Origin of the sequence: Acidipropionibacterium jensenii DSM 20535, assembly GCF_000425285.1 — a bacterium.
Classification (GTDB): domain Bacteria; phylum Actinomycetota; class Actinomycetes; order Propionibacteriales; family Propionibacteriaceae; genus Acidipropionibacterium; species Acidipropionibacterium jensenii.
This window is the reverse complement of sequence record NZ_AUDD01000006.1, coordinates 12,782-33,013: the sequence shown is the minus strand read 5'-3', so window position 1 is coordinate 33,013 and position 20,232 is coordinate 12,782. Positions and strand designations below refer to the sequence as shown.

Here is a 20,232-nt window from a genome sequence, read left to right as displayed (position 1 = left end):
ATGGCACACCAGGAACACGCCCGGATCCCCAACCGGATCCAGGCGAAAGAGGTCTTTCACCCGGGAACCGTCGTCGCCGCGATCATCGTCGCGGTGCTCGCGCTGATGCTGATCCACGGACTGATCACCAACACGAACTTCAAGTGGCCGATCGTCTGGATGTACCTGCGCGACGTCAAGGTGATCGAAGGTATCGGCTACACCCTGCTGCTGACCGTCTGCTCGATGATCCTGGGCACCATCCTGGCCCTCGTGATGGCGATCATGAGGACCGCGTCCAACCCCGTCCTGCGGGGCGTCTCGTGGGCCTACATCTTCATCTTCCGAGGCATCCCGGTCTACACCCAGCTGATCTTCTGGGGGCTGGTCGCGGTGCTCTACCCGGTCCTGGGGATCGGCATCCCCTTCGGCCCGCAGTTCATCACCTTCGAGACCGGCAAGCTGATCGGGGCCTTCGCGGCCGCGGTCATCGGCCTGGGACTCAACGAGGGCGCCTACCTCGCCGAGATCATCCGCTCGGGGCTGGAGTCGGTCGATTCCGGCCAGCCCGAGGCGGCCAAGGCCCTGGGCATGAAGCCCTCCCTCATCCTGCGGCGGATCATCATCCCCCAGGCGATGCGGGTGATCATCCCGCCGCTGGGCAATGAGACGATCGGCATGCTGAAGACCACCTCCCTGGTGCTGGCGGTGCCGTTCACCCTGGATCTGCAGTTCGCCACCAATGCCATCGCCAACCGGATCTACGCGCCGATCCCGCTGCTCATCGTGGCGGCCTTCTGGTACCTGGTGATGACCAGCGTGCTGATGGTCGGGCAGCACTACCTCGAGCGCTACTACGGCCGCGGCTTCACCACCGGCGGCTCCAAACGGCGCAACCGGCAGGCGGCCATCAACGCCGCCGGCACCGCCCACACCAACCCGTCACTGGAGGTCGAGCAGTGAGTACCACGATGTCGACGACGGGCGGCTCCCAGCAGCGTCCGCCGCTGGGCTCCCCGATGGTGGCGATCACCGACCTCCACAAGGAGTTCGGCGCCCTGCACATCCTCAAGGGGATCAACCTGAATGTCAGCGTCGGCGAGGTGTGCGTGCTGCTGGGACCCTCGGGATCCGGGAAGTCCACCCTGCTGCGCTGCATCAACCAGCTGGAAACCTTCGAGGCCGGCGAGATCCGGGTCGGCGGGGAGCGTGTCGGGTTCGCCGAGAAGGCACTGCCAGACGGCCGCCTGGCCCGGCTCACCGAGCGTCAGATCGCCGCCCAGCGGGCCCGGGTGGGGATGGTCTTCCAACGGTTCAACCTGTTCCCCCACATGACCGCCCTCCAGAACGTCATGGAGGCTCCGATCCATGTCGCCGGGGTGCCGAGCGCCCAGGCCCGCACCCGGGCCGTGGATCTCCTGGAGAGGGTCGGGATGGCCGACCGGGCCAGCCACTACCCCTCGGAACTGTCGGGCGGCCAGCAGCAGCGGGTGGCAATCGCCCGGGCGATGGCGATGGACCCGGAGCTGATGCTCTTCGACGAGCCCACCTCGGCCCTCGACCCGGAGCTGGTCGGCGAGGTGCTGGCCGTCATCAAGGATCTGGCGCGTTCCGGGATGACGATGGTGGTCGTCACCCACGAGCTCGGCTTCGCGCGGGAGGTGGCTGATCAGGTGGTCTTCATGGCCGGCGGGGTGGTCGTGGAGTCCGGCCCGCCCGACCAGGTCATCGATCATCCGCAGTCCCCGCGCCTCCAGGACTTCCTCCGGTCGGTCCTGTAGGCCCCTACCAGGTCATCGGCGCACGGGGTCGCGACCCCGTGAATCCGGGCGGGTCATCGTGAAGGCCGCGTCGCATGGTCACAGGGACCACGCGACGCGGCCTTCTCGGCACTGTGGGGCCTTCTCGGCACTGTGGGAGACTGAGGGGGTGGTGCGCGACGACATGATCCGGTTGGGACAGTTCCTCAAGTTCGCCAATCTGGCCGAGACGGGGGGCCGGGCCCGGGAGCTGATCGCCGAGGGTCTGGTCTATGTCAACGGGGAGCAGGAGACCCGGCGCGGCCGCCAGCTCCATCCCGGCGACGACGTCGCGGTGCGAAGCGGCGACCAGGAGGTCCACCAGACGGTGGAGCTGGGAGAGATCGACGTCCCCTGGTGACCCGGCCCGCAGCTGAACCCCGGGCCGGCGGGGAGCCCCGCTCCCCCGGTGGAGTACCCGGCGGCCGCCCGGCGGACCGGGCTCAGCTGCCGGCGTGCATCTCGCCGTGGGCCCAGGACATGTCCGGGACCCGCTTGGCGAACAGCTGAAGGATCTGTGAGGCACCGTCCAGGGCGTTGGTGGCCTCGGTGCCCAGCCCCGCCTCGATGGACTCGGCGGCGGCCTGGATCGTCCGGTCGGTTCTCAGCGACTCGAGGACCTCGTTCTCGACCATGTTCCACAGCCACTCGCGCTGCTGGGAGATCCGGCGGCGGGTGAGGGATCCGTCCTTCTCCAGGTAGGCGCGATGGTCCAGCACCGCCTGCCAGACGTCGTCCAGCCCCGACCCGGTGTAGGCCGAGCAGGTGAGCACCGGGACCCGACGCTTGTCGGCGTCCGAGGAGACCAGCTTCATCGCGATCGACAGGTCGCGGGCCGAGACGCGGGCATTTCCGGCGTTGTCGCCGTCGGCCTTGTTGACGGCCACCACGTCGGCGAGCTCGAGAATGCCCTTCTTGATCCCCTGCAGCTGGTCCCCGGTGCCGGTCACGGCCAGCATCAGGAAGGTGTCGACCATCCCGGCCACCGCGACCTCGGACTGGCCCACGCCGACCGTCTCGATGATGACGACCCCGTATCCGGCGGCCTCCATCACGATCATCGCCTCACGGGTGGCCCTGGCCACCCCGCCGAGGTGTCCTCCCGAGGGGGACGGGCGCACGAAGGCCTCGTCGCGGTTGGCCAGGTCACCCATCCTGGTGCGGTCGCCCAGGATCGATCCGCCGGTGCGGCTGGAGGAGGGGTCCACCGCCAGGACGGCGATCTTGTGGTGGTACTCATCGATGAGCTTGCAGCCCATCTTGTTGATGAAGGTGGACTTGCCCGCCCCCGGGACGCCGGAGATGCCGACCCGGATCGCATTGCCGGTGTGCGGGGCCAGCAGCCGCAGCATCTCGTGGGCCTTCTCCCGGTGGTCGGGTCTGCTGGACTCGACCAGGGTGAGAGCGCGAGCTATGTGCATCCGGTCGCCGGCAAGCACCTGCTTGACCAGTTCCGGTACGTCGATCTTCATCGGGCCAGTTCCTCCATCCTTGGGGACACTCCCCCCACCGTATCGTTCACCCACCGGGTCGTTCACCCACGAGGTCGTTCATGGGGCTGATCGGTTCGCGCACATGTCCGGTCGGGCCTGAACCCGTCCAGATGCCGCAGCGCCGGGGACCACGACCGGCAGGGCCCCGGTGCGACGAGACGGCCGGCTCCGGGATCTCTCCCGGAGCCGGCCGTCTCGTCGTGTCGCACTCAGGACCGGTGGTGCCGGGACCGCGCCCCGGTCAGCCGATCACTTGTCCGCGTCAACCCTGTCCAGCAGGTGCTTCATCAGGTCGACAGCGGCCTCCGGGATGTTGGTGCCCGGAGGGTAGATCGCGGCAGCGCCGTCATCCTTGAGCTCCTGGAAGTCCTGGGTCGGGATGACACCTCCCACCACGATCATGATGTCGGACCGGCCGAGCTTGGCCAGCTCGTCGCGCAGCGCAGGCACCAGGGTGAGGTGGCCGGCAGCCAGCGAGGAGACGCCCACGACGTGGACGTCACCCTCGACAGCCTGACGGGCCGTCTCCTCAGGAGTCTGGAAGAGCGGGCCGACGTCCACGTCCATGCCGAGGTCGGCATAGGCCGTGGCAACGACCTTCTGACCGCGGTCGTGGCCGTCCTGACCCATCTTGGCGATGAGGATACGGGGGCGACGGCCCTCCTTCTCCTCGAACTCCTTGACCATGCTCTGGACCTTCTTGGTGGTCTCAGAGGAACCCGATGCCTTGCTGTACACACCGGATATGGTACGGATCTGCGCGGTGTAGCGCCCGAAAACCTTCTCCATCGCGTCGCTCATCTCGCCCAGGGTGGCGTTGGCGCGCCCGGCCTCGATGGACAGCTTGAGCAGGTTGCGGTCGGGATCGGTCGGGTCGGGGTTCGCGGCGGCCCAGGTGAGCTTCTCGAGGGCTGCCTGGGTGGCGGCCTCGTCGCGGTCGGCACGCAGCGACTCCAGCTTGGCCTTCTGCTCGGCCAGCACCTGGGAGTTGTCGACCTTGAGGACCTCGAGGGGCTCCTCCTCGTCGAGCTGGTACTTGTTGACGCCGATCAGGGGCTGACGACCGGAGTCGAGGCGGGCCTGGGTACGAGCCGCAGCCTCCTCGATCCTCATCTTCGGGATGCCCTTCTCGATGGCCTTGGCCATACCGCCGGCGGCCTCGACCTCCTGGATGTGACCCCATGCCTTGCGGGCCAGTTCCAGGGTGAGCTTCTCGACATAGGCCGAACCGCTCCACGGGTCGATCACCCGGCAGGTGCCCGACTCCTGCTGCAGGAACTGCTGGGTGCCTCGGGCGATGCGGGCCGAGAAGTCGGTCGGCAGCGCGATGGCCTCGTCCAGCGAGTTGGTGTGCAGGGACTGGGTGTGACCCTGGGTGGCCGCCATCGCCTCGACACAGGTGCGGACGACGTTGTTGTAGACGTCCTGGGCGGTAAGCGACCAGCCGGAGGTCTGCGAGTGGGTCCGCAGGCTCATCGACTTGGGGTTCTTCGGTCCGAACTGGTGGACCAGCTTGGCCCACAGCATCCGGGCCGCGCGCATCTTGGCGACCTCCATGTAGAAGTTCGTCCCGATGGCCCAGAAGAAGGACAGCCGCGGCGCGAACTGGTCGACCTTGAGGCCGACGTTCTCACCGGCGCGGATGTAGTCGACGCCGTCGGCCAGGGTGTAGGCCATCTCGATGTCGGCGGTCGCGCCGGCCTCCTGCATGTGGTAGCCGGAGATCGAGATGGAGTTCCACTTCGGCATGTTCGCGCTGGTGAAGGCGAAGATGTCGGCGATGATCCGCATCGACGGCTGCGGCGGGTAGATGTAGGTGTTACGAACCATGAACTCCTTGAGGATGTCGTTCTGGATCGTTCCGGCGAGCTGCTCGGGCTTGACGCCCTGCCGCTCGGCGGCCACCACATAGAGGGCGAGGATCGGCAGCACGGCGCCGTTCATCGTCATCGAGACGCTCATCTGGTCCAGCGGGATGCCGGCGAACAGCTCCTCCATGTCCTTGATGGAGTCGACGGCCACACCGGCCATGCCGACGTCACCGGGGACGCGCGGGTTGTCGGAGTCGTAACCACGGTGGGTCGGCAGGTCGAAGGCCACCGACAGGCCCTTCTGGCCGGCCGCCAGGTTGCGGCGGTAGAAGGCGTTGGACTCCTTGGCGGTGGAGAATCCGGCGTACTGACGGATTGTCCAGGGGCGGAAGGCGTACATCGTGGCGTAGGGGCCGTGGACGTAGGGCGGGATCCCGGCGTAGGTGCCGAGCCAGTCCATGTCCTTGTAGACGTCCTCGCTGTACAGGTGACCGACCGGAATCTGCTCCGGGGTCATCCACGGCTCGTGCTCGCCTGCTGCTTCGGCAAGTTCGGCGAACCGCTTCTGCGCATCGGCAGGAACCTTCGCGTCGCCGAGATTGACGGAATCAAAACGGGGCAGGGTGCTCACTTGGCAACTCCCAACGTGTCCAGAGTGTCGGAGAGGACCGAGACGACGTCCATCCCCATGGCGACCCGACCGTCGAAGACCTGCTCGGCCTCCGCGGCGTCATCGCCGAATTCCTTGAAGGCGCCAGACAGGTAGACCTTCTTGGCGCCCGCCTCCTTGAGTGCCTTGACGGCTGGCAGGCCCTGGGCGGCGTACACCTTCTTGTTCGAGCACAGGTCGGCAACGGTGGACCCGGAGGCCTTAAACGCTGCGACGACCTCCTCGAGGGAACCGCCCTCGACCTCGGGGGTCTCGATGCCGGCGATGTGCCACATCGGGGCCGAGAAGCCCTCGCGGGCGCCGAAGTCGCGCCGGGTGCCCAGGCAGGCCAGGAACACCTTCGGGCGCTCGGCGGCCTTGCCGGCCCGGTCGACCAAGGCCTCGAAGACCTCGGAGTCGCGGTGCCAGGCCAGTCCCTTGCGCTCAGGGGCGTCCGGGAAGGGCTTGGCCTCCACCGAACGGGCCCCGATCATCGGGAACTCCGAGACGGCGGTGATGGGCTGCTTGCGGGTGGCCAGGCGCTTGGCCCGCTCGGCGTTCAGGCCGTCGAGCTCCTCGACGACCTTTCCGCTGGCGAGGTAGGCGGCGAAACCACCGGCCGCCTCCACCTCCTGGAACTTGCTCCAGGCCGCCTCGGCGAGGGTCTTGGTGAGCGACTCGACGTAGAAGGAGCCACCTGCCGGGTCGTTGACCCGCCCGATGTTGCACTCCTCGGACAGCACGATGCCGGTGTTGCGGGCGATCCGTCGGGTGAACTGGTTCTTCGGCAGGCCGATGGCTCCGTCGAAGGGGAGCGTGGTGATCGCCTCGGCGCCGCCGACAGCTGCACCGAAGGTGGAGATCGTGCCGCGCAGGATGTTGACGAAGGGATCGTCGCGGGTGAGCTCGCGCCAGCTGCTGACGGCCTGCTGACGGGCTCCGCGGTGATCCTCGGGAACCTCGAAGACCTCACCGATCCGGTTCCACAGCACACGCAGGGCACGCAGCCGGGCGATGGTGAGGAACTGGTCGTGGGTGGCGGTGACGCGGAAGTTGATCGCGTCGAAGGCGTCGGTGGCGGAGACTCCCTGCTCGACGAGGGCGCGCACGTACTCGACGGCGGTGGCGATCACCCAGGCGAGCTCGGCGACGTCGCCGGCACCGGCGTTGTGATAGATGGTCCCGTCGGCCACCAGGGCCCGCGAGTTCTTGTAGGGCTTGGTCTTCTCGACCCAGCCGGCGAGCCCCGACAGGTCGGCCTTCCCGCCGTTGAGGGCGGCGAAGCCGATCGGGTCGATGCCCAGGTTGAAGGACAGCTCCTCGGGGGCCTGCTTCGAGGAGGCGTAGATGTCGAGGAGGGCGTTGGCCGCAGCGGCCTGGTCGTCGCGGCTGGAGACCTCGACCTTGGCCAGGTTCAGCAGCACGTCCTTGAGGTCTCCGGCGATGTCCTCGGGCTTGATGGCGTCGGCTCCGACGCGCAGCCAGATGGAGGTGACGCCGCGCTCGAGGTCGGCGATGATCGCCTTGCGGGTGAAATCGGTGTCGGGATCCTCGTGGAGGGAGCGAACATCCCACGCGTCGATGTCACCGGTCTTGATGGTGGTGCCGCGCCTGAACGGGGCGACGCCGGGAGCACCGAGGCTCTCGGGGGCGTCATCCCTGGTGTACATCGGCTCGAACTGCACACCGTCGACGGTGGTGGGCTCCATGCGCTTCAACGACTGCGCAAAGGTGAGCTGCTTGCCCTCGGGGCGACCACGGTTGAAAACCTTGGCCACCTCTTTCTCCCACTGCTCCTGGGAGGGGGCCGGGAAATCGCCGGCCAGGGTGAGCGCCTCGGGAACGTCGGACACTGCCGACTCGCCGGGGTTGTCGGGATCAGTCATACTCTGCAGACTCCTGCTCCGCTGTGGATGGACATGTGCCGAAGACCTCCCCTCGAGGCCCGCGGTACCGCATCGCACGCGGCGGTGCGAAGACGTGCTGGCAGGTATTCGGACTTGTGGGCACCCCGCCCATCGGCACCAGGCCGACGGCAGGTCCTACGTCACCGCTTCCCGGACCGGAGCCCAGTGCTTGATCACCGTCACGCCCGCGATCTGAACCGCGGACCCGGCGGCGATGGTGATGTCGTTCCCACTCACCGCTGCGGGGCAGCGCCGGAATTCCACCGGCTTCCCTCTTGTGGCCGAAACTGCGTTGACAGCTCCGGCACCAGCAGCTCCATCGTATCCGGAAGGCCTGCGCCGCCACCGCCGGGGTGCCCCTGTGGGGCGGCCCCTCGGGACCCGTGCGCGCGGGCCGGCGGACCGGTCCGCGGCCCGACCGGCGCAGGTGTGAGCGGGCTCACACCGTGACGCCCACCGTCTCGTCGATCCACCGGCAGATCTCATCGTGGACCTGGCCGCGGTTGATGTCGTTGAGGATCTCGTGGCGACCCTGCGGATAGAGCACCACATCGACCCGGCGGACCCCACTGGCGCGCAGTCGGCGGGCCACCTGATGCACCCCGCGACCGGCCGAGCCGACCGGGTCGGCGGCCCCGCTGAACAGGCCGACAGGCAGCTGGGGAGGGGTCGCCCGCAGCACGTCGACGCTGTTGGCCGACCTCATCAGGATGAGCAGCTCGCGGTAGAACCCGGCGCTGCAGATGTAGTTGCACAACGGATCGGCCAGGTACCTGTCGACCATCGCGTGGTCGCGGGAGAGCCAGTCGAATCTCGTCCGGGCGGGCCTGAAGCCGGCATTGAAGGTGCCGAAGGTGAGGCGGTTCATCAGGCGGCTGGGACGGTCCTCCCCGCCCAGGGCGACCTCGACCTCGGCGATCCCGATGCCCACCGACTCGACCGGGCCGAGGGAACCGCCGGTGCCCACCAGCACCAGGGCGGCGATCTCGCGGCCCCGCCGGGCGGCCATCATGCGAGCCAGGAAGGACCCCATCGAGTGGCCGACAAGCACCCAGGGCAGCGGGTGCGGCCCGGTGCGGAAGTGGTCGATGACCGTCGACATGTCGTCGAGGAGCTGGTGGAAGCCACGATCGGGCAGCTGGCCGAGCTCGCCGGTCGCCAGGGCTCTGGGGCCCTCGCCGCGGTTCTCGCCGGCCACCACCAGCCAGCCGTCGGCGGCCAGCCGTCGGGCGAACTCGTCGTAACGGGCCGCGTACTCGCACATCCCCACGACGATCTGCACGACCCCTCTGGGTTCGCCCGGCGGTTCCCAGACCAGCACGTCGAGATCGGCACCGTCATCGGCCACCAGTGTGATGCAGTCCATGCCGCCACACTATTCGGAGTCGCACCTTCACCGCCCGGGTCCCCTAGACTTTCGCCCGACATCAACGGGGCGCACAAACCATCCCCAGGGGAGTACATGGTGAAGACGAGAATCGCGGTTGCCGGACTCGGTTACGTCGGGATGGCGATGGCCGTCCTGCTGGCCCAGCACAATGAGGTGGTGGCGGTCGACATCGACGCCGAGCGGGTGGATCTGGTCAATGCCGGCCACACCACCATCGTCGACCCCCAGATCCAGGAGTTCCTGGGCGACCGGGACCTCGACCTGCGCGCCACCGTTGCGGCCGACCAGGCCTATCCCGGCGCCGACTACGTGGTGATCGCCACCCCCACCAACTACGACCCCCAGGCCAACTACTTCGACACCTCCTCGGTCAACGCCGTCATCAAGCAGGTGGAGGAGCTGGCCCCGCAGGCCACCGTCGTCGTCAAATCGACCGTCCCCGTCGGGTTCACCGAGCAGACCCGTGCCGAGCACCCGGGCCTGCACATCATCTTCTCCCCGGAGTTCCTCCGCGAGGGCAAGGCCCTGACCGACAATCTGCATCCCTCGCGGATCATCGTCGGCGGCCATGACGAGCGGGCCCGCAAGTTCGCCGACATGCTCCTGGAGGGAGCCGCCGACACCGACGTCCCGGTGCTGCTCACCGGTTCCACCGAGGCCGAGGCCACCAAGCTGTTCGCCAACACCTACCTGGCGATGCGGGTCTCCTTCTTCAACGAACTGGACACCTACTCGGCCAAGCGCGGACTGGACACCCGCCAGATCATCGACGGGGTGTGCCTGGATCCCCGGATCGGCGACCACTACAACAACCCCTCCTTCGGCTACGGCGGCTACTGCCTGCCCAAGGACACCCGCCAGCTGCTGGCCAACTACCAGGACGTCCCGCAGACTCTGATCGGTGCGATCGTGGACTCCAACACGGTCCGCAAGGACTGGGTCGCAGCCGACATCGTCTCCCGGGACCCCAAGCGGGTCGGGATCTACCGACTGGTGATGAAGGCCGGCTCCGACAACTACCGGTCGTCGTCGATCCAGGGAGTCATGAAACGGATCAAGGCCAAGGGGATCGAGGTGGTGGTCTACGAGCCCACCTTCGAGGGCACGGACTTCTACCGGTCGACCGTCACCCACGACCTGGACGCCTTCAAGCGCGACTGCGACCTCATCGTCGCCAACCGGATCACCCCGGAGCTGACCGACGTCGCCGAGAAGGTCTACACCAGGGACCTCTTCGGCAGCGACTGATCGCTCGACCCCCCGGGACCGCGAACCGGGTCCCGGCAGACCGACAGCGGGGCGAGGACCCGGTTCAGGCCTTCTTGGCAGCCGCCAGGGCCGCCTCGTAGTCGGGCTCCTTGGCGATCTCGGAGACCAGCTGGGTGTAGAGGACGGTGCCGGAACCGTCGACGACGACCACCGAGCGGGCCAGCAGGCCCCTCAGCGGGCCGTCGGTCATCGTGACCCCGAAGTCATTGCCGAAGGAGGAGCGGAATCCCGATGCGGTGGTGACGTTGTCGATCCCCTCGGCGCCGCAGAACCGCGCCTGGGCGAAGGGCAGGTCGTCGGAGATGCACAGCACGGTGGCGTCGGGAACCTCAGCGGCCTTCTTGTTGAAGACCCGGACGCTGGTGGCGCAGGTGCCGGTGTCCAGGCTCGGGAAGATGTTGAGGATGAGCCTGGTGCCCTTCAGCGAGTCACTGGTGACGTCGCTGAGATCGGATCCGACGAGGGTGAACGCGGGGATCACCGACCCCACTTCGGGCAGCTGTCCGATGGTGTGAATGGGATTTCCCTGGAACTTAGTTTCGGCCATGATCCCCATTCTTGTGACTCCGCTGTCGGGCCGCAACGCCTTGCGCCGCAGACGAACACCCGGCACCCGGCCCCGACAGTCACCACGCCGTCCCGACAGTCACCACACCGTCCCGACAGTCACCACACCGTCCCGACAGTCACCACACCGTCCCGACAGTCACCGCACAGCCCCGAGCGGGCCGCCGTCGGCGTCAGGGGCGACCCACGAAGGGAGAGGAGGCCCTGTCCAGAGCCGCGGCCTCGTCATCGGCGAGGGTCAGCTCGGTCCCCGCGAACAGGGCGGAGAGCTGACCGGGCACTCGGGCGGAGGCGATCGGGGCGGTGACTCCCTTCGACAGCAGCCAGGCCAGCGAGACGCTGGTCACCTCGGCATGGTGGCCGGCCGCGATCTGCCGCTCCACGTCGATGACCTCGAAGGCGGCCCGGGTGGCGGTCTCGTCGGACAGGTAGTCGGAGATCATCGCGCCGCGCGCGGCACCGCTGAGGTCCTTGACGCTGGTGTACTTGCCGGAGAGGAACCCGGAGGCCAGGGAGAAGTAGGGGAAGAGCGCCAGGTTCTTCTCGGCCGCCAGGGCGCCGTAGCCGTCGCCGCCCTCCACATCCCCGCGGTGGAGCAGGTTGTACTGAGGCTGCAGGGCGACCGGAAGGGCGAGTCCCTCGCGCTCGGCGACCTCGAACCACCCGCGCTCCCGGGCCACCGAGAAGTTCGACAGCCCGATGTGGCCGATCTTGCCCTGCCGCACGAGCTGGTCGAAGGCGGTCGCCATGTCCAGCACGGTCTGGGAGGGGTCGTCGAAGTGGGCGTAGTACAGATCGATGTGGTCGGTGCCCAGTCGTGCCAGCGAGGCGTCGGCAGCGGCGGCGATCGTGCTCGGCGCCAGGCCCTTGAACTGGGGGTGGGTGGCGACCTTGGTGGCGATGATCACCTTGTCGCGACTACCTCTGGCCCTCAGCCAGTGGCCGATGATCGTCTCCGACTCGCCACCCTGGTTGCCCGGCGCCCAGGCCGAGTACCCGTCTGCGGTGTCGATGAGGGCGCCGCCGGCGGCGACGAAGGCGTCGAGGACCGCGAACGACTCCTTCTCATCGCTGGTCCAGCCGAAGGTGTTTCCACCCAGGGCCAGGGGGCGGACGTCCAGTGTCTTTCCGGCGAGATGAACCATGTGCACTCCTGAAGTGGTTGACGTGTCGACATCATTGATATGCCTCATTGATATCGCACCGCCCCAGATCAGCTGATCCGAAGCTCCAGCAGACGGTCGTCGCCGGACCGCGGGTCGCCTCGGCCGTCGGTGTTGCTGGTGCCCACCAGCAGGGTCTGGTCGTCCAGGGCCAGGACGCTTCGCAGCCGGCCGTGCGCGCCGTCCAGGAAACTCTGCGGGGCGGCCACCGGGCGGGTGCCGTCCAGCGGGATGCGCCACAGCCGCTGTCCACGCAGAGCCGCCATCCACACCGACCCGCCGGCGACGGCGATGCCGCTCGGGGAGTCCACGTCGGTCCCCCACTGGGCGACCGGATCGGTGAAGCGGGCGTCTCCTCCCCGACCCTCGACGACCGGCCAGCCGTAGTTGTGGCCCTTCTGGATGAGGTTGAGCTCATCGGCCTTGTTCTCGCCGAACTCCGAGGCCCACATCCTGCCGGCCCAGTCCCATCCCAGGCCCTGGACGTTGCGGTGACCCATCGTCCACACCGGTGACCCGCCGAACGGGTTGCCGGAGGCGGGGCGGCCCTGCGGGGTGATCCTGAGGATCTTGCCGGCCAGGTTGCCGCGGTCCTGGGAGTGGGCCGGCTGGTAGGCGTCGCCGGTGCTGGCGAACAGGGAGCCGTCGGGGCCGAAGGCCAGCCCGCCGCCGTTGTGGTTGCTCGAGTGGGGGATCCCGGTCAGCACGGCGGTGTAGCCCGACAGCTGGCGTCCGGGGGCGGCGGACTCGTCGTAGCTCAGCCGGGCGATCCGGTTATCGGAGTCGGTGGAGTGGTAGATGAAGATCTGCCGGTCGGAGGCGAACCGCGGGGAGACGGCGATCCCGAGCAGTCCGCCCTCTCCGCCGGCGTTCTTGTTGCTCACCGACTCCGAGACGGTGCCCAGGGCGGTTGTCGCACCGTTCCTGACCGCGACGCGGGTGATGGCGGCGGTGTCCCGGGAGGTGACGAGGACATCACCGCCGGGCAGCCGGGCCATTCCCCATGGCACGTTGAGTCCGGTCGCCAGGGTGCGGACCACCGACGCGGAGCCCTTCGCAGGGGGCGCCGATGCGCTCGAACCACCGGCCGAGGCAGAGGGCGAGCCCGAGGAGCTGGTCGACGATGGCGGGGGCGCCTCGGAGGTGGCGGGGTCCGAGGGTGTCGGCGACACCGTGGAGGTGCTGGTGGAGGGTCTGGTGCAGGCTCCCAGAAGAAGAAGGGGAATCGCTGCGATGACGGTGCGGCGGCCTACCATTCAGGCAGTGTACCGGGCCTCGGCTGTGGATCCGCTGTCCCTCCGGTGTGCCTCTTCGCAGCGATCCCTCCCGGAAGGAGCCACGATGAGCGAGCAGCGTGCGGCCGGCGAAGGTGCGACCCGATCCTTCGCCGCCGACGTCTTCGGGCCGGGGTTCGAACTCGTGGATCATCGGGGGCCCGGTGACTGGATACCGCTGTCGGCGATGTCCGCGCCGCCGGTGCTGCGGGAGAGGGTCGAGAACACCCGGCTGGCGATCGGCGGGGTGGGCACCTCGCCCCGTCAGATCCGGGCCGTGGCTTCCACTATGGCCCTGGGGTTGTTCTCCCGGTTGATCTCCCCGGTGCTGGGAGCGGCCGTGCTGGACGCGGCGACGCTGGCTCCCGATCCGCAGACCACCTGGCTGCGACGGGTCGAGCGGGGGCTGATCCCGCTGGCCACCACCCGCGCACCGGTCGACGCCGATCCGGCAGCGGCGCTGGACGGTCTGGTCCTTCCCCTGGTGTCGGTGATCGCACAGGTCTTCGGGCTGTCCCGCAAGGTCCTCATCGGCGACGTCGCCGCCGCGGTGGCCGGTGCCTGCGGGGTGATCGCGGCGGCACGCCCCGACCTGTCCGGGCGCGCCGCGAAACTGCGTGCGGATCTGCTGACCACACCGGACCTGGTGGGTTCGGGGACTCCCCGTGGTCCCTTCGTCCGGTCCTCCTGCTGCCTCATCTGGCAGCTCCCGATGAACTACATCTGCAGCAACTGCGTGCTGGTGGACGCCCGCACCCGGATGGTCCGGGAGCGCGACGACGATCGCGCCGGCTCCCCCGGCTTCCGCCGCCGCTTCAGGGATCAGCTGGAGGAGGCCGAGAGCACCCACACCTGGCGCGGGTCGAGGCCCTGACGACAGGAGGTCCGGGCCGCCGGTTGGGGTCCGGGCCGGTTGAGTCCCTGGGATCTGGTCAGTCCGCCTCGACCATGTCGATGTCGACCATCAGCTCCGAGGCGATCGCCTCCAGGGCGGCCCGCAGGTCGTCGACGGTGGTGGCGGTGGTGAGCCTGACCTTCGCCGAGGCCTCGAACAGCACCCCGTCACCCATCGGGGCGTCGCGCACCCCGGTGTCCAGATCGTCGATGGTGGCTCCCAACCCGGCCAGCGCCCCGGTAACCTGGCTGACGATGCCGGGCCGGTCATGGCCGATCAGACGCACCGACAGGATGGCCTGGTCGGGGTGCACGATCGGCCGGGTCGGGGTGACGGTGACATCCAGGCCCTCCCCCGCCAGGCCTGCCAGGCCGGTGCGCAACTCGTCGACCCGGTCATCGGGGATGTCGACGAGCACGATTCCGGCGAATGCCCCGGCCAGTAGAGCCATCCGGCTCTCCAGCCAGTTCCCGCCGTGCTGAGCGACCTCGGCGGCCACCGATGAGACGATTCCTGGACGATCTTCGCCGACTGCAGTGAGGAGAAGCTGTGCCATGCCCAGATGCTACCGGAGGCGCCGTTCTCACCACCGGGCGCGGGTGGTCTCTGTCGGTCCGTCCAACTCGGTGAACCCGGCGTCGACGATCGAGACCGGGCGGCCGGCGTCCCGCCACTGAGGCTCGGTGGCGGTGACCACCCGGACCCTGAACCGGTCGGCGCGCCAGACCTCCCGGACGGCATCAGGCATCGTCTGGAGGGCGATCTGGGCGGCGTGCCCGCACTGGGCGGCGATCTTTCCGGTGGTCATCTCCAGCGCGGGGTTGATCTCGATCGTCACGACGGCGCCGACGGTGGCGCTGGTCCCCTCGTCGGGAAAATGTGTGCCGGAGACCTGCAGCTTGTCCAGCATCTTGGGCAGCGGATGAACCGGGGCGGGCGGGAAGGCGCGCACGGCGGCGGGACCAAACCCCTCGACCCCGGCCTGTTCGACGGTGACCCCGTCGAGTCCCTGGACGTCGGTCCACCGCTTGCCGTCCGCGCGGCGGACGAGTTTGCGGATCCGGTCGTCGTTCCAGTGCCGGACGGCCTGGAACCAGGGTCCGCCCTCGGCCGCGCGGGGGTCGTCCAGCAGGGTGACCACGGCTCTGGCCGCCGCCTCGCAGACGTCGACCTGACGGGCCGGCAGGTGCCGGTCGCGCATCACGACCAGCTGCATCGCCCACGGATCGGGTTCATCCTCGTCCATCACGTCCGCCGAGGCTACCCGTGCCTGGCAGGACGCCACCACCGCCGCTCTGCCACACTGGTCGGTGATGAACACGATCATCTGGGACATGGGTGGAACCCTCATCGACACCTATCCGGAGGTGGACCGCGCCCTGGCGGAGGCCGTCTGGGGGCCGCACCCGGCAGCGGAGCAGATCCACCGGGTGTCCCTGCTCAGAGCGGAGTCGATCGCCCACGCCATTGATGTGCTGGCCACCCGCCACGGCGTCGACCGCTCCCGGCTCGACGAGGCCTACAGCGCGCTCAAGCACCGGTGGGCAATCCATCCCGCTCCCGTGATGGACGGTGCGGTGGAGGTGATGGCCGCGGTCCATGCCGCCGGCGGGCTCAACCTGGTGGCGACCCACCGTGACCGGACGAGCGCCCAGGCGCTGCTCGACGCCCTGGGGCTGCGACCCGACGACATGGTGTGCGCCCCCGACGGCTTTCCGCGCAAGCCCAGTCCGGCGATGAACCTGCTCCTGATGAGACGCCATCATCTGGTTGCGCACCAGGTGCTGTGCGTCGGCGACCGGCCGATCGACGTCGAGGCCGCGGCGGCGGCCGGGTTGGCCGGCGCCCTGCTGGTTCCCGACGGGGAGGAGACGCCGGTCCCGCGGCTTCCGGAGGGCAGCGTCGTGATCTCGGCCCTCACCGATCTGCTGGCGATGATCGGCTGAGGGTACGGGAGATGATCGGCTGAGGGTACGGGATCAGTGAGCGAATGGGGATCGCGTGAGTGAACGGTGGTCGGCGCCTGCGAGCCCGATCACCCCGTCGAGCTCCTCGACACGAGTCACGGCCGAGATCCTTGACCGGTGTCTCAGACGAGATCCTCGAATGCGTAGTCGCCGGGCCACCAGGCCATCCAGCGCCCGTCCTCGAAGCCGGACAGCAGCGCGATCTCCCGCGAGGGGTCGGCCCGTCTCGGACTGATGATGAGGTGCCCGCGGGTGAGGTCGATGCGCAGGCCCTTGCGACTCTGCTCCCGGGTGCCGGTGACCTCGGCCCCGATGAGCTGGCGCAGCAGATCCGTGTATCCGGTGTCGCCGTCGCGCCAGGTACCGCCGGAGCGCTCGATGCTCGGCCACGCGCGACTGCTGAGGACCCGGTCGGTGGACCGTCCGGGCTTGCTGAACACCAGCCGCAGGGGTTCGCCGGCCGCAATCTCGAGGGCCCGCAACCGGTCGCCTACCAGCTGGGAGAGCACATCATTGGGGGCGTACTGGGACACTGCCGATCACTCCGCCGCAGTATCGAGTTCAGTCTGTGTCACGTGGACCCCTCCTGCGCTGGAGCCGTGAAGGCCGCAAACCCGCCCTGTGCGAGCGCACCGCCAATGGTGCCACATCCGGGGATCCGCGGCAGCCCGGCTCGACCTGCCGGTGAGACGTGCTCGACCTGCCGGCGGGACCGGGAAGCGGCAGATCACGACAGCGCCTCGCCGATGATCGCGGTCGCCTGCCCGGCGGCCTGCTCACTGCGCTCCCGCAGCACCGCCAGGACCGTCCTGGCGGCCTCCCCGCCGTCGGCTGCCAGCACTCCCTCGAGGACCACGGCGTCCTGCATCTGTCCCAGGACGTCGGAGGCCCGGGCGAAGGCCTCGGCGCGCTGGGCAGCGCCCTTCACGGTGTCTGTGAGGGACTCGTGGGCGTAGCGGGCTGCCTTGATCCGGCGTCGCAGCCGGTGCCGGGTGGGAGCCAGCGTCGGGCTCACCAGTCCTGCTCCGTCCAACTGCTCCCAGACGGCCATCGCCCGGCTCTCGGCCCAGGCCACCCGCTTGAGGATCCGCGACCGGCCGGGTCCCCGTCCGCCGCGTCCCACCGACTTGCGCCACGGGTCGGTGCAGAACGTCGCAAGGGCATCGACCAGCGCGGTCGCGGCCGGCGAGTGGACCATCTCCTCGGCCGTCCTCGCGGTGCGCTCCTGCTCCTGGCGGAGCCGATCGATCAGATCCCGGGCGCCGGCCAGCTCCGATCCCTCCGGGACGGCGTCCAGCACCTCGGCGACGTGCTGGGTGGCGACCTCGGCGTCGCGTGCCCGCCCGAGGACGTCGTTGTAGTGACTGAGCTCGTCGAGCAGCCGGACCGCCTGCTTCTGGTGCAGCAGCGGGCGGTAGATCCGGATGGTGGCGCGCAGTCGGCGTCCGGCCGCGCGCAGATCGTGGACGGCGTCGGCCTGGCGCTGCGCGAGGTCGTCGGGCAGGGATCTCATGAGCTCGACCTGGTCGGCCCAGTACCGCTCGACGCTCGCGGCGACCCTGGCTCTGGAGACTCGTGACATCGTCGACCGGCCTCAGCGCGACCCGGAGGCCGATCCGGATGTGGTGACGTCTCTCTCCTCGTCGAACCGCCGGAACAGCTCGTCGACGTCCAGGTCGGGGTTGTCGTCCTGTCCGTCGACCAGGGCCTGGGCCTCGGCCGGGGTGGAGACGGCCGGCATCGCGGCCGGCAGCGGACGGCGCGCCGACTCCGGCAAGAAGAAGATCGCGATGAATCCGGCGATCGAGGTGAGGATCACCCAGAAGGCGGGCGCCAGCGGCTCGCCGGTGATCGCCACCAGGGCCTCCATGATGAACGGGGCGGTTCCCGAGAACAGTGCCGCCGCCACGTTGTAGGAGATTCCCATCCCGCCGTAGCGCGAGGAGGTGGGGAACAGTGCGGGCAGGCAGGAGGCCAGATTGGAGACGTAGAGGGCCACCGGCACCGACAGCACGAACAGACCGAGCAGGGTCGACCAGATCACCCCGTGCATCATCAGCAGGAAGGCCGGAATCGCGAGCACCACCCCGCCGACCGAGGCGATCCGCAGCACCGTGCGACGGCCGATCCGGTCGGAGAGGGCACCGGCCAGCGGGATGCACAGCGACATCACGACCAGGACCGGCAGGGTGAGCAGATTGCCGTGGGTCTCGTCATAGCCCAGGGTGCTGGTGAGATAGGTCGGCATGTAGCTGGTCAGGGCGTATCCGGCGGTGTTGGCGGCGGCCACCAGGGTGATGGCGACCAGGATCTCCCGCCAGAAGGCGCCGATCAGGGAACGCACCGAGCGGGGACCCGTCGCGGCCTCGCTCTCCTGGAGTTTCTGCGCCTCCTGGAAGGCCGGGGTCTCCTCGATCCGGGAGCGGAAGTACAGCGCGACGACGCCGAAGGGCAGTGCCAGCATGAAGGGGATGCGCCATCCCCACCCCTCCATGAAGGAGGGCGAGAGTGTCAGCTGGAGGATCGAGACGACCGCCGCTCCGGATGCGAATCCGAGGTAGGAACCCACGTCCAGCAACGAGGCGAGGAATCCGCGGCGCCGGTCGGGGGCGAACTCGGTGAGGAAGGTGGTGGCGCCGGCGTACTCCCCGCCGGTCGAGAACCCCTGGAGGAGCTTGAGCACGATGAGCAGGATCGGCGCCCAGAAGCCGATCTTCGCGTAGTCCGGCAGGATGCCGATGAGGAAGGTGGCCGAGGCCATCATGAGCAGGGTGAAGGCCAGCACCTTCTGGCGGCCCATCCGGTCGCCGAACTGGCCGAGCACCACCCCGCCGAGGGGCCGGGCGATGAAGGTGACGGCGAAGACCCCCAGGGAGAACAGGTTCTGGGCGGTGGTGGATCCTCCGGGCAGGAACATCCTCCCGATGATCACGGCGAGATAGCCGTAGACCCCGATGTCGTACCACTCCATGAGGTTGCCGACGATCGTCCCGGCGAGTGTCCTCCTCAACACCTCGGGCCTCACGACGGTGACGTCGGAGACCTCCAGGCGTCGACGGCCGCCGGTCTGCCCCGGTTGCGCTGCGACTCCCGAGTCATCTGTGGTTCCCATGATGTGCTCCCCTGCCGTGTCGCTGCTGTCCCTGTGGCGTCTCCGAATAGCGGTGTCTCCGAAGAGACGCCTCGGGGTCACAGCCCTTCGTCGTCAATCCGCGGGGTCACCATGCCGAGCTGGGTCGCCAGGATGAGGAGTTGGACGCGATCGCGCACCCCCATCTTCTCAGCGGCCCTGGCGAGGTAGCCCTTGATGGACCCGACCGAGACCCCCATGGCGGAGGCTATCTCGGCATTGGAGTATCCGTGAGCCAGCCACCGCACCGACTCCTCCTCACGATCGGTGAGAATCAGGCGGTGACGCGTCGGCGGATCGAGGTCCGGTCCGGGCCCGCCGCACGCCTCGGGAGAGGCAGTCGACGTCTTGGACTGGTCATCCATCGCCATTCTCACCAGGACGCTGGAGACCTTCGGGGAGATGTAGAACTCGTCGGTGAGAACGGCCTGGACCGCCCCGACCAGTTCATCGGTGCTGTCCTTGACCAGGTAGCCACTCGCCCCTGCCGCGAGCATCGGTGCGACGTACTCCTGGGTGGTGAAGGTGGTGAGGGCCAGCACCTTGATCTCGGGATGCTCCCGGACGATTCTTCGGGTGGCCTCGATGCCATTCATCCGCGGCATCCTGATGTCCATCACCACCACGTCCGGCGGGTCGGCGATGCAGCGGACCAGAGCCTCCTGACCGTCTCGGGCAGTCCCGACCACCTCGGTGTCCAGACCCTGGTCGAACCGCAGCAGCGCAGCGAGCCCCTCACGCAGCACCGGATCGTCGTCGACGACAAGTATTCTCAGCTTCCCCACGCGCTCAGCGTATCGGGTGGGTGCAGATGGGAGCGGCAGAGGGAGAATCCCTTCTTCCGGGTGCTAGCTTCTTCACAACGACTCGCGCCGGGTGGGCCATCGGGTCGGGAAGCCCCCACGAATCACGGGTTCCGAAGAACTCCCTTTCACGATC

The 20,232-nt window shown here is 68.6% G+C and carries 19 protein-coding genes and 1 riboswitch; of the genes, 6 read left to right on the top strand and 13 right to left on the bottom strand.

Translation table 11 applies throughout. From position 1 onward, the window contains the following. The 3 genes from H590_RS0105060 (at position 1) to H590_RS0105050 (ending at position 2,139) form a co-directional block, all read left to right on the top strand. On the top strand, positions 1-942 hold the full coding sequence (locus H590_RS0105060; RefSeq protein ID WP_028702711.1) for an amino acid ABC transporter permease: 942 nt from the start codon (positions 1-3) through the stop codon (positions 940-942). Between the two features lie 56 nt (positions 943-998). After that, on the top strand, positions 999-1,760 hold the full coding sequence (locus tag H590_RS0105055; protein WP_028702710.1) for an amino acid ABC transporter ATP-binding protein: 762 nt from the start codon (positions 999-1,001) through the stop codon (positions 1,758-1,760). A 163-nt stretch (positions 1,761-1,923) separates the two neighbouring features. After that, positions 1,924-2,139, top strand: coding sequence for an RNA-binding S4 domain-containing protein (locus H590_RS0105050; RefSeq protein WP_028702709.1), 216 nt, complete (start codon positions 1,924-1,926; stop codon positions 2,137-2,139). Between the two features lie 82 nt (positions 2,140-2,221). On the opposite strand, the gene meaB is transcribed toward H590_RS0105050, so the two are convergent. The 4 genes from meaB to H590_RS0105025 form a co-directional block, all read right to left on the bottom strand. Continuing rightward, positions 2,222-3,250 (bottom strand): methylmalonyl Co-A mutase-associated GTPase MeaB, encoded by a 1,029-nt coding sequence (gene meaB / locus H590_RS0105045; protein ID WP_028702708.1) that lies wholly within the window; start codon positions 3,248-3,250, stop codon positions 2,222-2,224. 270 nt (positions 3,251-3,520) lie between these two features. Beyond that, positions 3,521-5,713, bottom strand: a complete 2,193-nt coding sequence (gene scpA, locus H590_RS0105040; RefSeq protein WP_028702707.1) for a methylmalonyl-CoA mutase — start codon at positions 5,711-5,713, stop codon at positions 3,521-3,523. Continuing rightward, positions 5,710-7,617 (bottom strand): methylmalonyl-CoA mutase small subunit, encoded by a 1,908-nt coding sequence (mutA, locus tag H590_RS0105035; protein ID WP_028702706.1) that lies wholly within the window; start codon positions 7,615-7,617, stop codon positions 5,710-5,712. Before mutA ends, scpA begins: the two co-directional genes overlap by 4 nt. A gap of 82 nt (positions 7,618-7,699) precedes the next feature. Further along, a riboswitch (cobalamin riboswitch) is annotated at positions 7,700-7,965 on the bottom strand. A gap of 112 nt (positions 7,966-8,077) precedes the next feature. After that, complete coding sequence (locus tag H590_RS0105025; RefSeq protein ID WP_028702705.1) at positions 8,078-9,004, bottom strand: alpha/beta fold hydrolase; 927 nt, start codon at positions 9,002-9,004, stop codon at positions 8,078-8,080. Positions 9,005-9,100: 96 nt separating this feature from the next. Here H590_RS0105025 and H590_RS0105020 point away from each other — a divergent pair, with 96 nt between their 5' ends. Further along, complete coding sequence (locus tag H590_RS0105020; protein WP_036981162.1) at positions 9,101-10,276, top strand: nucleotide sugar dehydrogenase; 1,176 nt, start codon at positions 9,101-9,103, stop codon at positions 10,274-10,276. A gap of 64 nt (positions 10,277-10,340) precedes the next feature. On the opposite strand, the gene tpx is transcribed toward H590_RS0105020, so the two are convergent. From tpx to H590_RS0105005, 3 genes are all read right to left on the bottom strand, one after another. Beyond that, positions 10,341-10,844: a thiol peroxidase gene (gene tpx, locus H590_RS0105015; RefSeq protein WP_028702703.1), complete on the bottom strand. Its 504-nt coding sequence runs from the start codon at positions 10,842-10,844 to the stop codon at positions 10,341-10,343. 193 nt (positions 10,845-11,037) lie between these two features. After that, positions 11,038-12,009, bottom strand: coding sequence for an aldo/keto reductase (locus H590_RS0105010; RefSeq protein WP_028702702.1), 972 nt, complete (start codon positions 12,007-12,009; stop codon positions 11,038-11,040). A 68-nt stretch (positions 12,010-12,077) separates the two neighbouring features. After that, positions 12,078-13,283, bottom strand: coding sequence for a PQQ-dependent sugar dehydrogenase (locus tag H590_RS0105005; protein WP_084149284.1), 1,206 nt, complete (start codon positions 13,281-13,283; stop codon positions 12,078-12,080). Positions 13,284-13,368: 85 nt separating this feature from the next. On the opposite strand from H590_RS0105005, the gene H590_RS14990 reads away from it, so the two are divergent. Then, positions 13,369-14,175, top strand: a complete 807-nt coding sequence (locus H590_RS14990) for a hypothetical protein (RefSeq protein ID WP_051238194.1) — start codon at positions 13,369-13,371, stop codon at positions 14,173-14,175. A 58-nt stretch (positions 14,176-14,233) separates the two neighbouring features. On the opposite strand, the gene H590_RS0104995 is transcribed toward H590_RS14990, so the two are convergent. Then, complete coding sequence (locus H590_RS0104995; RefSeq protein WP_028702700.1) at positions 14,234-14,752, bottom strand: glycine cleavage system transcriptional repressor; 519 nt, start codon at positions 14,750-14,752, stop codon at positions 14,234-14,236. 27 nt (positions 14,753-14,779) lie between these two features. Further along, positions 14,780-15,412 carry a peptidyl-tRNA hydrolase gene (locus tag H590_RS0104990; RefSeq protein ID WP_028702699.1) on the bottom strand — a complete coding sequence of 211 codons (633 nt, stop codon included), beginning with the start codon at positions 15,410-15,412 and terminating at the stop codon, positions 14,780-14,782. A gap of 97 nt (positions 15,413-15,509) precedes the next feature. Here H590_RS0104990 and H590_RS0104985 point away from each other — a divergent pair, with 97 nt between their 5' ends. Beyond that, positions 15,510-16,142 carry an HAD-IA family hydrolase gene (locus H590_RS0104985; protein ID WP_028702698.1) on the top strand — a complete coding sequence of 211 codons (633 nt, stop codon included), beginning with the start codon at positions 15,510-15,512 and terminating at the stop codon, positions 16,140-16,142. Between the two features lie 143 nt (positions 16,143-16,285). Here H590_RS0104985 and H590_RS0104980 read toward each other — a convergent pair whose 3' ends face one another. The 4 genes from H590_RS0104980 to H590_RS0104965 form a co-directional block, all read right to left on the bottom strand. After that, the gene (locus tag H590_RS0104980; RefSeq protein WP_028702697.1) at positions 16,286-16,696 is read right to left on the bottom strand and encodes a hypothetical protein; all 411 of its coding nucleotides are present in this window, start codon (positions 16,694-16,696) and stop codon (positions 16,286-16,288) included. A gap of 194 nt (positions 16,697-16,890) precedes the next feature. Further along, positions 16,891-17,745, bottom strand: coding sequence for a CHAD domain-containing protein (locus H590_RS0104975; protein ID WP_028702696.1), 855 nt, complete (start codon positions 17,743-17,745; stop codon positions 16,891-16,893). 12 nt (positions 17,746-17,757) lie between these two features. Further along, positions 17,758-19,275 (bottom strand): MFS transporter, encoded by a 1,518-nt coding sequence (locus H590_RS0104970; RefSeq protein ID WP_028702695.1) that lies wholly within the window; start codon positions 19,273-19,275, stop codon positions 17,758-17,760. Positions 19,276-19,352: 77 nt separating this feature from the next. Then, entirely contained in the window at positions 19,353-20,078 is a 726-nt protein-coding gene (locus H590_RS0104965) for a response regulator transcription factor (protein WP_028702694.1), read from the bottom strand. Positions 20,079-20,232: the final 154 nt, after the last annotated feature.